The organism is Solidesulfovibrio alcoholivorans DSM 5433 (assembly GCF_000702665.1).
Classification (GTDB): domain Bacteria; phylum Desulfobacterota; class Desulfovibrionia; order Desulfovibrionales; family Desulfovibrionaceae; genus Solidesulfovibrio; species Solidesulfovibrio alcoholivorans.
Genome location: NZ_JNJA01000005.1, coordinates 124,870 through 139,860, shown reverse-complemented (window position 1 = coordinate 139,860; position 14,991 = coordinate 124,870). Strand labels below are relative to the sequence as shown.

Sequence of the window (14,991 nt, the reverse complement as noted above, 5' to 3'; positions counted from 1 at the left end):
CCGTTGATCTCCCAGACTTTCCTCCGCCCCCTCCACTGACGCAAAAAAAGGGCTGCGGCATCTCCACCGCAGCCCTTTCATACCCTTATTCGGGAGGTCCAGGAGGGGCCGTCGCCCCTCCTGGCCGCCGGAGGCATCTTCTCTCCGTCTCCCCTTCCGCCTAATGGCGCGGTTCGGGGCGGTATTCCTCTTTGAGCAGCGATTCCGCCAGCGGGATGTCGTTGGCGTCGCGGCGGCAGAAGATCTTTTCCGGCTCCTGGCAGACGAGGGCCTTGGACAGCACTTCGTCCATGCTCTCGACCTTGATGATCTCCATGTCATTCAGGATCGTCTCGGGCACGTCCTTCAAATCCTTCTCGTTTTCCGCCGGGATGATCGCCGTGCGGATAAGCCCCCGGTGGGCGGCAAGCAGCTTCTCGCGCAGGCCGCCGATGGGCAGGACCCGGCCGCGCAACGTGATCTCGCCGGTCATGGCGAGGTCGTTGCGCACGGGGATATTGAGGAGCGCCGAGATGATGGTCGTGGCCAGCGTGATGCCGGCCGAGGGGCCGTCTTTCGGGATCGCGCCCTCGGGCACGTGGATGTGGATGTCAATTTCCTTGTGGAAATCGGGCTTGAGGCCGTAGAGCCCCGAGCGCGAGCGCAGGTAGGAAAGCGCGGCCCGCGCCGACTCCTGCATGACGTCTCCGAGCTTGCCCGTGATCTCCACCTTGCCCGTGCCGGGCATGATGGCCGCTTCGACCATGAGGATCTCGCCGCCGACCTCGGTGTAGGCCATGCCGGTGCAAAGGCCCACGCGCGGCGCGGCTTCCATCTCGCCGTGGCGGTGCTTGGGCACACCCAGGTACGATTCGAGGTCGTCCTTGCTGATGGGATGGACCCCGTCCTCGTCCTTGCCCTCCACGATCTTGCGCGCCACCTTGCGGCACACCGAGGCGATCTCGCGCTCGAGATTGCGCACGCCGGCCTCGCGGGTGTAACGCCGGATGACCTCGAGCAGGGCCTCTTCGGAGAAGTCGAGGTTCTCGTCCTTGAGCCCGTGCTGCTCGATGTTTTTCGGCAGCAGGAACCTGCGGCCGATCTGCAGCTTCTCCGTCTCCAGGTAGCCCGGGATGCGGATGATCTCCATGCGATCCTGCAAGGGCAGCGGAATGGAGTGCAGCGAGTTGGCCGTGGTGATGAAGAAGATCTTGGACAGGTCGTAGTCCAGATCGAGGTAATGGTCGTTGTAGGCGTAGTTCTGCTCGGGATCGAGGACTTCGAGCAGCGCGGACGAGGGGTCGCCCCGGAAATCCGTGCTCATCTTGTCCACTTCGTCCAGGCAGAAGACGGGATTGTTGAATTTGACGCGCTTGAGCGACTGGATGATCTTTCCGGGCAGCGCGCCGACATAGGTGCGCCGATGGCCGCGGATCTCGGCCTCGTCGCGCACGCCGCCCAGGGACAGGCGCACGAACTCGCGGCCCATGGCCTTGGCGATGGACTTGGCGAGCGACGTCTTGCCGACGCCCGGGGGGCCGACCAGACAGAGGATGGGGCCCTTGATGCGCTCCACGAGCTTTTGCACGGCCAGATATTCAAGGATGCGTTCCTTGGGCTTTTCCAGGCCGTAATGGTCCTCGTTGAGGATGCCCTCGGCGGCCGTGATGTCGAGATCCGCTTCCTTGTAGACGTTCCAGGGCAGGTCCAGGATCCATTCCACGTAGTTGCGCACGACCGTGTACTCGGCCGAGGACGGCGGGATCTGGCGCAGCTTCTTGATCTCGCGAAGCGTCTTTTCCCGGGCCTCGTCGGGCATGTTCTTCTCGCCCAGGCGCGCCTCGAACTCGGCGGCCTCGGCCCCGGGATCGTCCTCGCGGCCCATCTCCTTGTTGATGGCCTTGATCTGCTCGTTTAAATAGTACTCTTTCTGGTTCTTCTCCATCTGCTGCTTGACGCGGTTCTTGATCCGCTTCTCGATGGAGGAGATTTCGATCTCGCCCTGGAGAAAGGCATAGGCCTCTTCCAGGCGCTTGACGGGCTCGAGCTCCTCGAGCACGCCCTGCTTCTTGATGTAGTCCACCTTGAGGTGGGGCATGACGGCGTCGGCGAGCCGGCCCGGGGCGGTGATGGAATTGATGGCGAGGATGGTCTCGGGCGCGAGCTTCTTGTTGATGCGGCCGTACTGCTCGAGCGCCTCCTGGGTCGCGCGGATGAGCGCGTCGGACTCGGCCCCGGCGGATTCCTCCTCGGGCACGCGGCGCACGGTGACCATGGGATAGTCGGCGTCCTCGCCCACGCCCATGGACTCGACGTCCCACTCGGCGCGGTACAGGCCCTCGAAGAGCACCTTGATGGTGCCGTCGGGCAGGCGCAGCATCTGGAGGATCTTGCTCACGGTGCCCATGGCGAACAGGTCGTCGGGATTGGGCTTTTCGGTCTCGGGCGAGCGCTGGGCGACCAGGAAAATCTTCTTGTCGTGGGCGGCCACGGCCTGTTCGATGGCTTTGATCGAGGCTTCGCGTCCGACGAAAAGGGGAGCTATGGAGCGCGGGAACATGACCACTTCCCGCAGGCTCATCATGGGCATGCGTATGGCGTCGGCGGCAAACCGGTCGTTGTCGAAGGTAAAACCCGTCATGCAACCTCCCGCTTACGGGGTTATCTCATCGTCTGGGCCGGGCCGGCGCGTGGCCGGCCCGGCGGTTCTGTTGCGGCAGGTTTGAGTGTAAGGCCGATGTCGCCGTTGTCAAACGGGAAACCGGGCGGCCTAGGCCGTCTTGACTTCCTGGTGGTAGAAAAGCAGCGGTTCGAGCCCCTTCTCCACCACGGCCTTGTTGATCACGCATTCCTTGACGCCGGTTAAGGACGGCAGCTTGTACATGATCTCGAGCATGATGCTTTCCATGACGTTGCGCAGGCCGCGTGCGCCGGTCTTGCGCTCGATGGCCTTCTCGGCGATGGAGTCCATGGCGTTTTTCGTGAAGCGCAGGCGCACCTTGTCCAGCTCGAAGAGCTTCTGGTACTGCTTGACCAGGGCGTTTTTCGGCTCGGTCAGGATGCGCACCAGATCTTCCTTGGTCAACTCCTCGAGGCTCGTGAGGATGGGGATGCGGCCGATGAATTCGGGGATGAGCCCGAACTTGATGAGGTCGGCCGGATGCGTCTGGGCGAGCATGCGCGTGGCGTCGTCGTCGTGACGCGGTTCGACCTTGGCGCCGAATCCCATGGCCGAGCCGCGCATGCGCTGGCCGACGATCTTGTCCAGGCCAATGAACGCGCCACCCACGATGAACAGGATATTGGCGGTATTTAAGCGGATGAATTCCTGCTGCGGGTGCTTGCGGCCGCCCTTGGGCGGAATGTTGGCCTCGGTGCCCTCGATGATCTTGAGCAGGGCCTGCTGCACGCCCTCGCCGGAGACGTCGCGTGTGATGGACGGGCTGTCGCCCTTGCGCGCGATCTTGTCGATCTCGTCGATATAGATGATGCCCTTGCTCGCCGCCTCGATGTCGTAGTCGGCGTTTTGCAGCAGCTGGACCAGGATGTTCTCCACGTCCTCGCCCACGTAGCCGGCCTCGGTCAGGGTGGTGGCGTCGGCGATGGCGAAGGGGACGTTGAGGATGCGGGCCAGGGTCTGGGCGAGCAGGGTCTTGCCCGAGCCGGTGGGACCGATCAGGAGAATGTTGCTCTTGTCGATCTCCACGTCGTCGACGCCGGCGGCCCCGGCATAGAACACGCGCTTGTAGTGGTTGTGGACGGCCACGGCGAGGATCTTCTTCGCCTGTTCCTGGCCGATGACGTATTCGTCGAGCAGGCGCTTGATCTCGGCCGGCGGCAGCAGCTTGCCGCCTTCGGTCTCCTCGCTCACGGACTCCTGGGCGATGATCTCGTTGCAAAGCGAGACGCACTCGTCGCAGATGTAGACGTCCGGGCCGGCGATGAGCCGCTGGACCTCGTCCTGGTTCTTGCCGCAAAAGGAGCAGCACAACTCGCCTGAAACGGTGCTCTTCTTCCTAGTCATTGGGTAAACCCACCCTGTCCGGAAGGCCGGACGTTTTCGCCTGGGACCTGTTGGGGCCTAGACGTCCTCGGGTTCCTTTTTCGCGACAGGTTCCCTGGAGGTCAACATTTTGTCAATGAGGCCGTACGCCATGGCTTCCTCGGCGCTCATGAAATTGTCGCGTTCGGTGTCCACCTGGATCTTCTCTATGGGCTGGCCGGTGTGCTTGGCCATGATCTCGTTGAGGGCCTCGCGCGTGCGCTTGGTCTCCTTGGCGTGGATCTCGATGTCCGTGGCCTGCCCCTGGAAGCCGCCCGAAGGCTGGTGGATCATGATGCGGCTGTGCGGCAGGGCGTAACGCATGCCCGTGGCGCCGGCGCACAGCAAAAGCGCGCCCATGCTCGCGGCCTGGCCCATGCACAGGGTCGAGACCGGCGGCAGGATGAACTGCATGGTGTCGTAGATGGCAAGCCCGGCCGAGACCACGCCGCCCGGGGAGTTGATGTACATGAAGATCTCCTTTTCCGGGTCTTCGGACTCCAGGAAAAGGAGCTGCGCGCAGATGAGGTTGGCGACATAATCGTCCACGGCGCTGCCGAGCAGGATGATGCGGTCGCGCAGCAGCCGGGAATAGATGTCGTAGGCCCGTTCGGAACGACCGGTGGTCTCGATGACTATGGGGATGGTGGTCATGTCGCTCCCGTTTTGCGCCGGCCGGGGAGGCGGGCAAGACAATTTTGTCGCTTCCCCGTCCCCGCCGCGCACGCGCGCTTCGGGTTTTGGGCCGCGGCAGGCGGGTTGTCGCCGCCGCGGCCCGTTGTCGTCAACGAACCTTATGCAAAAACCGGCCCATAACTGGGCTAGTCACGCACGCCGTAGCCCTTGTCGTCCCCTTCCGTCTCGCCCTCGGGCTTTTCCGCGGGCGGCACCTTGGTGACGGCGGCGTTGGCGTAGATGAAATCCGCGGCCTTGTCCGCCAAAAGCTTGTCGCGCACCATGATCATGAGGCCGTTGTCCTCATAGTAGCGCTTGAGCAGGATGACGTCCTGGCCGGTCTGGCTGGAGAGGCGGTAGAAGAACGCGTCCATTTCCTGGGGCGAGACGGTGAGCTCTTCCTTGGCGGCCACGGCGGCGAGGAAGATCTGCGTCTTGACCATCTCCTCGGCCCGGGGCTTCATGTCGGCCTCCAGGTCGGCCATGGTCTTGCCCGCGCCTTCCAGGCTCTTGCCCTGGCGCTCCAGCTTATCCACGAAATCATTGGCCATGCCCGCAAGCTGCTGTTCCACGGTGGTGGGGGGCAGCGGGAAATCGACCTGGGCCAGCAGCTTGTCCAGCAGCTTTTTCTGGGCGGCGGAACGGTGCAGGTCCTGGCGCGATTTCTTGTAGGACATGGTAATGGCTTCGCGCATCTTGTCCAGGGTTTCGAAATTGCCGGCTTTCTTGGCCAGCTCGTCGTCGATGGCGGGCAGGGTGCGTTCCTTGATCACGTGCACGGCCACCTTCATGTTCACGGTGCGGCCGGCGAGCTCGGTATTGATGAAGTCCGCGGGGAAGGTCATCTCGGCCTCGCCTTCGCTGCCGGCGGGCACGGTTTTGACCAGGGCCTCGAACTCGGGCAGGGCCTGGCCCTCGCCGAGGGAGAGCTCGAAATTCTCGGCGCGCACGCCGGGAACGGCCTCGCCGTTTTCGAAGGCCTCGAAGGTGACGGACACCACTTCGCCGTCCTTGGCCGGACGGTTGTCGCTGATGGGCTTGACCTCGGCCAGATTCTTGCGCACGCGCTCGATGACGGCGTCGATGTCGGCGTCGTTGACGAGCACGTCCTCTTCCTCGATGGCCTGGCCCTTGTAGTCGGGCAGGTCGAAGGCCGGGGCGTGTTCAAAGGAGAACGTGTATTCCAGGGGCGTGTCGCGCGCCAGGGAGGCCTCGCCGACGTCGAGGCCGGACAGCGGCGACAGCTTGAGTTCGCCCATGATCTCGTTGATGTGCACGTTGATGAGATCGGTGGTGGCCTCGGCGGCGATTTCCTTCTTGAAGCGGGACTCGATGAGGCTCGACGGCACCTTGCCCTTGCGGAAGCCTTTAATGTCGGCCTTGGAGCGGTAGAGGGCCACGGCAGTGGCCAGGGCGGCATTGGCCTCTTCGGTCGGAACGCTGACGTTAACCTGTGTTTTTACAGGCGAAATTTGCGAAACAGTATATTCCAAGGCTTCCTCCAGGAGTGTCGCCCCGCCTTTGGCAGGCAGGTCGGATTGCGGATCGTTCGGGGTAAATTCGTGGCGGATACGAAATAGGCAATGCTACGCGAAAAGTCGAGGAAGGGGAAGCGCAAATCCCCCGCCCCCCAGGGACGGCCGGGACGGCCGCGCGGGCGTCGGAACCTGCCGCAATCGCGGGGAAAACCTCAGGCCGCCGGGCCGAAGCCGCCGCCGCCGGGCGTCTCCAGGCGCAGACGGTCGCCCGCGTGCAGGCGCACGTGGAACTTGGCCGGCATGATCATCTCGCCCCGCCGCCGCGTCACCGTATTGACGCCCGTCGCGCCTTCGCCGCCGCCGGCTGCGCCCCACGGCCCGCGCAACCGCCGCTCGGAGAGCACGGTCGCCTCCATGTCGGCCAGGGCCTCGACTTCCCGCACGAGCCCGTCGCCGCCGACGTGCCCGCCCGGGCCGCCCGAGCCCCGGCGCACGGCGTAACGTGTCACGCGCAGCGGATAGGCGTATTCCAGGGCCTCGACGGGCGTGTTGCGGGTGTTGGTCATGTGGGAGTGCACGGCGCTCTGGCCGTCGCCCGCCGCATCGGCCCCCGCGCCGCCGGCCAGGGTTTCGTAATAGGTGAAGGGCTTTTTCGTGCGCGGATCGACCCCGCCCATGGCCACGTTGTTCATGGTGCCCTGGGAGGCGGCCGGTATGCGCTCGGGCAATGCCTTGGCCAGCGCGGCCAGGATCACGTCCACGATGCGCTGGGAGGTTTCGACGTTGCCGCCGGCCACCGCGGCCGGAGATTTCGCGTCGACGAGCGTGCCGCCCTTGGTGGTCACGGTCACGGGGCGCATGCAGCCGGCGTTGGTCGGCATCTTGCCGCCGGCCAGTGCGCGCAGCACGTAGAGCGCGGCGGAGACGGCTATGGCGCGCACGGCGTTGACGCAGCCGGCCGTTTGCGGGTCGGAGTCGGTGAAATCGAGTTCGGCCTCGCCGTCGGCGATGGAGAGCGTCAGGCGTATGGCGAGGTCGGGATTGCCCGCGCCGTCGTCGTCCAGGAAGTCCTCGGCCGCGTAGCTGCCTTCGGGCATGGCGGCTATGGCGGCGCGCATGAGGCGTTCGGCGTAGTCCATGAGCGCGGCGGCCATGGCGGTCACGGCCTCGCGGCCGTAGGCGGCGACGAGGGCCTCCATGCGCGCGACGCCGACGCGGTTGGCCATGATCTGGGCGGCGAAGTCGCCCTGGCGTTCGGTGGGCGTGCGCACGTTGGCGAGGAAGAGGTTCATGACGTCGGGGACGATTTCGCCGGCCGCGACGATTTTGACGGGCGGTATGACGAGCCCTTCCTGGAATATGGAGGTGGATAGTGGCATGGAACCTGCGGCCATGCCGCCGACGTCGGCGTGGTGGGCGCGGCTGGCGACGTAGAAGGCCGGCGCGTCGCCCCCGGCGTAGACCGGCGCGACGAGGGTGATGTCGGGCAGGTGGGTGCCGCCGCGAAACGGGTCGTTGAGCATGGCCATTTCGCCCGGCGCGAGTTCCATGGCTTCGAGCACGGCGGCGACGGAGAGCGGCATGGAACCGAGATGCACGGGGATGTGCGCGGCCTGTGCGACCATGTCGCCGGCGGCGTCGAACACGGCGCAGGAGAAGTCGCGGCGCTCTTTAATGTTGGGCGAATACGCCGCCCGGCACAGCGCCGACCCCATTTCCTCGGCGACGGACGCGAACTTGTTCTTGAAGACTTCCAGGGTGATGGGCGTGATGTTCATGATAACCCTTTTTTAATCCTTCTACACAACAATAAAAATTCAATCATCTCAAGCTATTTGCAATCTCCAGAGAAAAGCAAGATGCAATCGCCCCGCATACAAAGTAAGCAATACTCATCTCGACCAAGACCACACTACCAATAGCATTATCTCGCAGCATCGATTCTATTTTCTCGTCTCTTTGAATTCTAAAATTCCTTTCTTCATAAATATCATCTTTAACTTTTCTAATTTTATCATTCGTTATTCCACTAAAATGTGTTATTCTTGCGTCAAGATAAGAAATATAATCTTCAATTAATTTTATACGATCTGCCAGATCGCCATCCTTTGGAGAAAAAAGTTGATGTCCCTCCCCATAAACTTCTGGCATAGGCAAATTGCAACGGGCCTCTCCATGTATCGCTCTTCTCTTGTAAAAAGGAAACTCTATAATCCAAGTCTTAATCCTCGCCAAGAAGCTCGGATATTTGAAAAAGACTTCAGTCCTATATAACACCACTAAACTACATAGAAACCCAACAAGCTGAAAGCAAAGACTAACTATCTTTACATAAACCTCTTCTCTCAAAAAATACAAAAAAGCGAACGCCAAAAGAATAGAACCGAGAAATATCCAAAGAGCGATCGCCTTTCCCAGCCAACGCAAAAGAAGCAGCATATCATCGCCTCTACAACTTATCAGCTTCACTTATTATCGAAGTCTAGCTAAGAATTGTCCAAACTCCCCCACATACGCCTTCCCCCCATGATGCGCGAAGCGCCCCGGCACGCTCACGTGCACCTTGCCGCCGATGTCGCGCCAGCGTTTGCAGAAGGCGTAGTCCTCGGGCAGGTAGTCGCGCGTGACTGGGTCGATGGACGTGTCGAAAAACGCGTAATTGTCCGCCGGGGCCTCATTGGTGCAACTGTACCGATAGTGCAAATCCGGGTAGGCGTCCATGAGGCGCGCAAACACCTCGCGGCGGATCATCATGAACCCCGTGGCCGCGTACTCCACTTCCAGGAAGCCCTGCGCGTCCATACGGCAGCCCGGCTTGACCTTCACCGCGTAATCGAGACTCGCGGCCTCGGCGACCTGCGGCGGCGTGCCCGCCGGTTGCGCCATGACGCGCTCGAGCCGAAGCCCCTTGACCGGATAGACGCCGCAGACCACGTCCAGGCCGCTGCCGAGCAGGCGCGGCACCAGGGCCGGCTGGAACTCGATGTCCGCGTCGATGAAAAGCAGATGCGTGGCGCGGTCGTCGCGCAAGAACTCGGCCACGATGGCGTTGCGCACGCGGGTAATCAGGCTGTCGTTTGCGGGCGTGAGTAGCCGAAACGGCGTCTTGTCGCGGTTGAGCACGTCCTTGAGCGCCAGCATGGACAGCATGTAGGGCAGCGTGACCACCCCGCCATAACACGGCGTGCCAATAACAAGCATCTCCACGCCTCCCCACCGCTTCACCCCCCTCCCCTTCCCGTCGAGGGGGTCCGGGGGGCATCATGCCCCCCGGCCGCCGGAGGCATCTTCCTCTTCCCGCTTCTCTTCTTCCCGCTTCCCGCTTCCGCTTCCCGCCTACTCCACGCCGGTCTCGATGACGATATTGCCGAAGCCGTCCACGACCGCCTCGGCCTTGGGCGGAACGAAGGTCGTGGCCGAGGTCTCGGCGACGAGCGCCGGGCCGGTGATGCGGTTGCCCGCCTGCAGGTGCTCGCGGTCGTACCACATGGCCCCGATGTCGCGGGTTTTCCAGACGAGCGGCTTCTCGCCGAGCTTCGCCGCGTCGGCGACGGCGGCCACGAAGTGCCCGGCCTCGACAAACGGCGGCTTCTCGGTGATGCCCCGGGCGCGAATGCGAAGCGTCACCACCTCGACCACTTCGCGCGGGTTCTTGAAGCCGAAAACGGCCTCGTGGCGCGAATGAAACGCGGTGTAGGGATCGGCCACGAAACGGATGGGGATCTCATGGGACTGGCCGCGATAGCGCATGTCGAGCTGGCGCTCGAGCACGAGCTTGGCCGCGGGCACGCCCTCGGCGGCCATGGCCTCGCGGACCTTGTCCTCGAGCGGCCCGAAAAGCCCCGCCAGCTCGAAAATGTCCGTCTTGTCGGACGCGGCCATGACCGTCTCGGAAAAATCCCGCACGACATCGGCATAGAGCATGCCCAGGGCGGAAAAAAGCCCGGGATGGCGCGGCACCACGACCTTGCGCACGCCGAGCAGCCGCGCGAGGGACACGGCGTGCAGCCCCCCTGCCCCGCCGAAGGAAAGGAGCGCGAAATCGGCCGGATCGTGCCCACGCTCCACGGAGATGACCCGGATCGCCCGCTCCATGGCCGCCTCGGCCACGGCCACGACGCCCTCGGCCGCCTCCACGGCGGAAAGCCCGGCCGCCTGGCCAAGGGCCTCGAACAGCGCGGGCAGGCGCTCGGGATAAAGCGCCATGCCGCCGCCCAGGAACCGCTCGGGCGAAAGCCGGCCCAGAAACAGGTTGGCGTCGGTGACCGTCAGCCCCTCGCCCTTGCCGTAACAGGCCGGGCCGGGATCGGCCCCGGCGCTTTGCGGCCCGACGAGCAGCGCCCCCCCGGCGTCCAGGGAGGCCAGCGAACCGCCGCCCGCGCCCACGGTGTGGATATCGATCATGGGCGTTTTCACGGGCAGCCCGGCGATGCGCGTCTCCATGGCCATGGAAAGCATGCCGTCCATGAGGGAGACGTCCGTGGACGTGCCGCCCATGTCGAAGGTGATCAGCTGCTCGAAACCGGCGGCCTTGCCCACGGCCAGGGCGGCCACGACGCCGCCGGCCGGACCGGAGAGGATGGTGCGCACGGGCTCGCGCCGGGCCTGGGCCGCGGCGCTCAGGCCCCCGCTCGACTGCATGACGGAAAGCGGCGCGCCATCCGGCATGTTCGCCTCGAGCTCGCCGAGATACGCCTCCATGACCGGCGCGACGTAGGCGTTGGCCACGGTCGTGGCGGCGCGCTCGTATTCGCGAAATTCCGCCAGGATATCGCTCGAAAGGGAGACGGCAAGACCGGCCTCGGCCAAGGCCTGGCCGAGGAGCCGTTCGTGCTCGGGCTTGAGAAACGAGAAAAGCAGGCACACCGCGGCGGATGTCGCGCCGGAATCGGCCACGGTCTGCGCCGCCTGCCAGGCCTGCTCCGGGGTCAGATCCTCGAGAACCTTGCCCTGGGCGGACACCCGACCGGGCACGCCGAAGCGCAGTGCCTCGGGCACGAGACAGGGTTCCTTGCGGCTGGAAAGATCGTAAAGTTCGGAGCGGTTTTGCCGGCCGATGGCGATGACGTCCTCGAAACCGGCGTTGCCCACGTAGGCCGTGACCGCGCCCTTGCGTTCGAGAAGCGCATTGGTGGCCACGGTCGAGCCGTGCAGCACCTTGCGCGGCAAAACACCCAGGCGGGCCAGTCCCGCAAGCACCGCCCGGGCCGGATTGTCCGGCGTGGAAGGCAGCTTGACCACCAGAAAGCCTTCATCCCGGCGGCAGATGATGTCTGTGAACGTACCCCCGGTATCGACGCCGACAACGGCCATGTGGCCCCCTTTCCCCCGGGCGCGCCGGGGGCTTCACGACTCGCGTTTCGTGGACTCGTCCGTCGGATCCTGCGGCGCAGGAGAATCGCCGCGCGTCACGCTTCCCCGGGGCCGGGGAAATCGCCGGAAGGGCGGAGGTGAGGCCAGGCCCCTCGACCCTTCCGGCGCAGCAGGTTCGGGTTACAGATTCTTCGCCAAAAGCTCGCCGAACGCGGCACAGCCGATGGTGGTCGCGCCCGGAATCTGGTCGGCCAGATCCACGGTGACCTTCTTGCCGGAAATGGTCTTGTCCATGGAATCATGGATCAGCTTGGCCGCCTCGTTCCAGCCGATGTGCTCAAGCAGCATCGCGCCGCTCAGGATGAGGCTGCCCGGGTTGGCCTTGTCCTTGCCGGCCAGGGCCGGGGCGATGCCGTGGGTGGGCTCGAAGAAGGCGAGCTTCTCGCTCATGTTGACGCCGGGAGCCAAGCCCAGCCCGCCGACCTGGGCGGCCAGGGCGTCGGAGATGTAGTCGCCGTTCAAATTCGTCGTGGCGATGACCGAGTAGTCCTGGGGCCGCATGAGCGCGACCTGGAACATGTTGTCGGCGATGCGGTCCTTGATGACCAGGGGCTTGCTGCCGCCGGCGGCGGCCTCTTCCTCGGTCATGGTCTTGTCCCCGAATTCCGTTGCCGCCACTTCGTAGCCGAAAGCCCGGAACGCGCCTTCGGTGTACTTCATGATGTTGCCCTTGTGCACCAGGGTCACGCTCGGGCGGTTGGTTGCGAGGGCGAACTGGATGGCCTTGCGCACCAGGCGCTTGGACCCTGCCGGGGTGATGGGCTTGATGCCGATGCCGGCCGTCTCGTCCACATTGGCCCCGAGCGCGTCGCGCAGGAAGGCGATGAGCTTCTTGGCCTCGGGCGTGCCCGTGGCGTATTCGATGCCGGCGTACACGTCCTCGGTGTTCTCGCGGTAGATGACCATGTCCACGAGGTCGGGCCGCTTGACCGGGGATTCGATGCCCTTGAAATACTTGATGGGCCGGATGCAGGCGTAGAGGTCGAGAACTTGGCGCAGGGTGACGTTTAGGCTGCGGAAGCCCCCGCCCACGGGCGTGGCCAGCGGGCCCTTGAAGGCCAGTTCCGCGCCGGAAAGCGCATCGAGCGTGGCCTGGGGCAGGTAGTCGCCGGTCTCCTTGAACGCCTTGCCGCCGGCGAGCAGCTCCTTCCAGACCAGTTTGCGGCTGCCGCCGTAGGCCTTTTCCACGGCGGCGTCGAGGACAGGCCGACCGGCCTTCCAGACATCCGGGCCGATACCGTCGCCCTCGATCCAATATACCGTCTTTTCCATGCGCCTTTGCTCCTCATGAGAAATTTTGAACAACGGACGACGTTAAAAAGGGGGACCGGCCTTTGTCAACACGGCCGCCGCGCCCCCGGCCGGGCTTACTGCTGCGGCGCGTCGCCGCCCGAAGCGTACCGCTTGATTTTGCTGGTAACATTGTCTTCCAGCCAGTGCGCGTCCCACCACTCGATGGGAATCACGGGCCGGCCGTGGAGGTACATGGCGAAATGGACCTGGTCCCCGGGCGCCAGTCCCGACGTGCCCGTCGCGCCGACCAGATCGCCCTTTTTCACCTCGTCGTCCGTATGCACGGCCAGGGACGACAGGTTGCCGTAGAGACTTTGCAAGCCCATGCCGTGGTCGATGACCACGGTGTTGCCGTAGACGCCGAGCGGCCCGGCAAAGACCACCCGGCCGTTGTTGGCCGCCGGCACCGGCGCGCGCGGCGTGGAGGACAGGTCGATGCCCATGTGCCGCTCGCTGGCGATCTCCTGGCCCTTGTAGGTGTAAGTCCGGTCCGCGCCGAAGGAGCCGCGCACCACGGAGCGGGGCATGTAAATGAATGCGCCGTCCCAGAGCTGCTCCGGGGAAGACTTTTTGCCGAGCGCGTCCAGGGTCGCGTCGTTTTGCTTTCGCAACTCGCTTTCCAACTTTTTGAAACGCTCGACCGGATCGCGCGTTTCCGGGAACAGCCCGGCAAAGGCGGGCAGGCGCGCGGCGAGGAATTCGTCGGAGACGTCCACCCGTTCCTCGCGAAAGCGCCTTTTGATGGCCATATTGACGAAAAATCCGGCCCTTTCGTTGCCTGCCGCGTCCTCGACAAAAAGACGCGGCTTGAAGGCGTCGGCGTCCATGTCCGCCGGAAACGCGAACAGGCAGACGTATTGGCCGCTTTTTTGCTTGTAGCCGGGATAGAGGACGTCGCCGACCATGACGCCGGACCGGGTGGCGTCCTTGTTGACCTCGTAGACGACCAGCCCCACCCCGCCCTGGCGCACATAGTGCGCGGGGGTCAGCGGCTTGACCGAGGGCGGCATCATGTCGAGGAGCATGCGCCGGGAGACGCGGGCGGCGTTGCCCGCGCCGAGATTGGCGAAAGAGCCGTCATAGGCCGCGACCTGCATCTCGAAGACGCCGCCGCGCAGCTCCGACCCTTCCAGGTTGAAGCGCTCGGAAATCTTGTCGCGGGGCGGGTCGTACTGCCGGCGCAGCACGTCGGTGCGGCGCTGGCCCTGAGTGACGGTGACGGTGAGGGAACGGATGCCGGACTCCTCGTCCGCGGCGGAAACCGTGAACGTGCGCTTAAGCGATGCCGCTTCGGCCTCGGGCAAAAGCGTCACTTGCGGTTTATGCGCATCCTTGAGAAACAGGTAATACCCGGCGACTCCCGCCACGACCAAGGGCGCGGCCACGAGCAGGCCGGCGACGAGGTAAAAGAGCGGGCCGAAGCCGCCGCTTTTCTTGAAAGGCTTTTTGATGCGCATGCGTTCCGTATCCCCCGGCATCCGGATCGCGACAGTATAGGACAGGGCGCGACTGCGGGCAAGGAGCCCCGCTTGGCGCGCTCCGGGCAAAGGAGGTTTGCATGAACGAACACCCCCAACAGACTTCGCAGGCGCCTTCGCGCGGCGAGATCGCGCGCTGCGCGTCCCTGGCCGCGCTGGCCGTCGCGGCCTTCGGCCTCAGTTACGGCAGCGAAGAACTCGCCAGACGCACGGCCGCGCTGCGCCACGAAAACGCCCTCGCCGCCCAGGAGGCTGTCATGGCCGCGACCTCGCGCGAGACCATGGGCGACCTCTTCACCCTGGACGAGGGAGACCGGCGGCGCTTCACGCTCACCGCCACGGCCTACTGCCCGCTGTGCGGCTCCGAGGACGGCCAGCCGCAACCCACGGCGCACGGCGGCGTGGTGCGCCCCGGGCGCACGGTGGCCGTATCCCAGGACCTCAAGCGCCTGCTCGGCAGGAAAGTCTACATCGAGGGGCTCGGCGTGCGTGTGGTCGAGGACCTCATGCACCCCCGCTTCACCGACCGGCTGGACCTCTGCCTGTCCGACCGCGAAACCGCCCTGGCCTTCGGCGTCAAACGCCTGGAGATGGTCGTACTCGATTAAGCGGCGGCGAGGGAAGGGAGAGGGAGGTGGAAACGCCTCCGGCGGCCAGGAGGGGCAAGGGCCCC

General features: G+C 64.6%; 11 protein-coding genes. 1 reads left to right on the top strand and 10 read right to left on the bottom strand.

All coding sequences use genetic code 11. From position 1 onward, the window contains the following. Positions 1 to 160: 160 nt before the first annotated feature. The 10 genes from lon to Q368_RS0111205 form a co-directional block, all read right to left on the bottom strand. A complete protein-coding gene (gene lon, locus Q368_RS0111250; protein ID WP_029459172.1) occupies positions 161 to 2,620 on the bottom strand; it encodes an endopeptidase La in 2,460 nt (819 codons plus the stop codon). A 129-nt stretch (positions 2,621 to 2,749) separates the two neighbouring features. Further along, positions 2,750 to 4,003, bottom strand: a complete 1,254-nt coding sequence (gene clpX / locus Q368_RS0111245; protein WP_029459171.1) for an ATP-dependent Clp protease ATP-binding subunit ClpX — start codon at positions 4,001 to 4,003, stop codon at positions 2,750 to 2,752. 57 nt (positions 4,004 to 4,060) lie between these two features. Further along, positions 4,061 to 4,675 (bottom strand): ATP-dependent Clp endopeptidase proteolytic subunit ClpP, encoded by a 615-nt coding sequence (clpP, locus tag Q368_RS0111240; RefSeq protein WP_029459170.1) that lies wholly within the window; start codon positions 4,673 to 4,675, stop codon positions 4,061 to 4,063. Between the two features lie 167 nt (positions 4,676 to 4,842). Further along, positions 4,843 to 6,189 (bottom strand): trigger factor, encoded by a 1,347-nt coding sequence (tig, locus tag Q368_RS0111235; protein WP_029459169.1) that lies wholly within the window; start codon positions 6,187 to 6,189, stop codon positions 4,843 to 4,845. 197 nt (positions 6,190 to 6,386) lie between these two features. After that, entirely contained in the window at positions 6,387 to 7,952 is a 1,566-nt protein-coding gene (locus Q368_RS0111230; RefSeq protein WP_029459168.1) for a hydantoinase B/oxoprolinase family protein, read from the bottom strand. Between the two features lie 43 nt (positions 7,953 to 7,995). Next, positions 7,996 to 8,613, bottom strand: a complete 618-nt coding sequence (locus Q368_RS25625) for a hypothetical protein (protein ID WP_156955690.1) — start codon at positions 8,611 to 8,613, stop codon at positions 7,996 to 7,998. A 33-nt stretch (positions 8,614 to 8,646) separates the two neighbouring features. Beyond that, positions 8,647 to 9,375, bottom strand: coding sequence for a hypothetical protein (locus tag Q368_RS0111220; RefSeq protein WP_029459167.1), 729 nt, complete (start codon positions 9,373 to 9,375; stop codon positions 8,647 to 8,649). A 135-nt stretch (positions 9,376 to 9,510) separates the two neighbouring features. Next, positions 9,511 to 11,487: a hydantoinase/oxoprolinase family protein gene (locus tag Q368_RS0111215; RefSeq protein ID WP_029459166.1), complete on the bottom strand. Its 1,977-nt coding sequence runs from the start codon at positions 11,485 to 11,487 to the stop codon at positions 9,511 to 9,513. Between the two features lie 180 nt (positions 11,488 to 11,667). Beyond that, complete coding sequence (gene icd / locus Q368_RS0111210) at positions 11,668 to 12,819, bottom strand: NADP-dependent isocitrate dehydrogenase (RefSeq protein WP_029459165.1); 1,152 nt, start codon at positions 12,817 to 12,819, stop codon at positions 11,668 to 11,670. 95 nt (positions 12,820 to 12,914) lie between these two features. After that, the gene (locus tag Q368_RS0111205) at positions 12,915 to 14,297 is read right to left on the bottom strand and encodes a M23 family metallopeptidase (protein WP_029459164.1); all 1,383 of its coding nucleotides are present in this window, start codon (positions 14,295 to 14,297) and stop codon (positions 12,915 to 12,917) included. Positions 14,298 to 14,398: 101 nt separating this feature from the next. Between Q368_RS0111205 and Q368_RS0111200 the strand changes: the two genes are divergently transcribed. Beyond that, entirely contained in the window at positions 14,399 to 14,926 is a 528-nt protein-coding gene (locus Q368_RS0111200) for a 3D domain-containing protein (protein ID WP_029459163.1), read from the top strand. Positions 14,927 to 14,991: the final 65 nt, after the last annotated feature.

Coding starts and splice junctions, on each gene's coding strand:
- lon (WP_029459172.1), bottom strand. CDS start 2,620: ATGACGGGTTTTACCTTCGACAACGACCGGTTTGCCGCCGACGCCATA.
- clpX (WP_029459171.1), bottom strand. CDS start 4,003: ATGACTAGGAAGAAGAGCACCGTTTCAGGCGAGTTGTGCTGCTCCTTT.
- clpP (WP_029459170.1), bottom strand. CDS start 4,675: ATGACCACCATCCCCATAGTCATCGAGACCACCGGTCGTTCCGAACGG.
- Q368_RS0111230 (WP_029459168.1), bottom strand. CDS start 7,952: ATGAACATCACGCCCATCACCCTGGAAGTCTTCAAGAACAAGTTCGCG.
- Q368_RS25625 (WP_156955690.1), bottom strand. CDS start 8,613: ATGCTGCTTCTTTTGCGTTGGCTGGGAAAGGCGATCGCTCTTTGGATA.
- Q368_RS0111220 (WP_029459167.1), bottom strand. CDS start 9,375: ATGCTTGTTATTGGCACGCCGTGTTATGGCGGGGTGGTCACGCTGCCC.
- Q368_RS0111215 (WP_029459166.1), bottom strand. CDS start 11,487: ATGGCCGTTGTCGGCGTCGATACCGGGGGTACGTTCACAGACATCATC.
- icd (WP_029459165.1), bottom strand. CDS start 12,819: ATGGAAAAGACGGTATATTGGATCGAGGGCGACGGTATCGGCCCGGAT.
- Q368_RS0111205 (WP_029459164.1), bottom strand. CDS start 14,297: ATGCGCATCAAAAAGCCTTTCAAGAAAAGCGGCGGCTTCGGCCCGCTC.
- Q368_RS0111200 (WP_029459163.1), top strand. CDS start 14,399: ATGAACGAACACCCCCAACAGACTTCGCAGGCGCCTTCGCGCGGCGAG.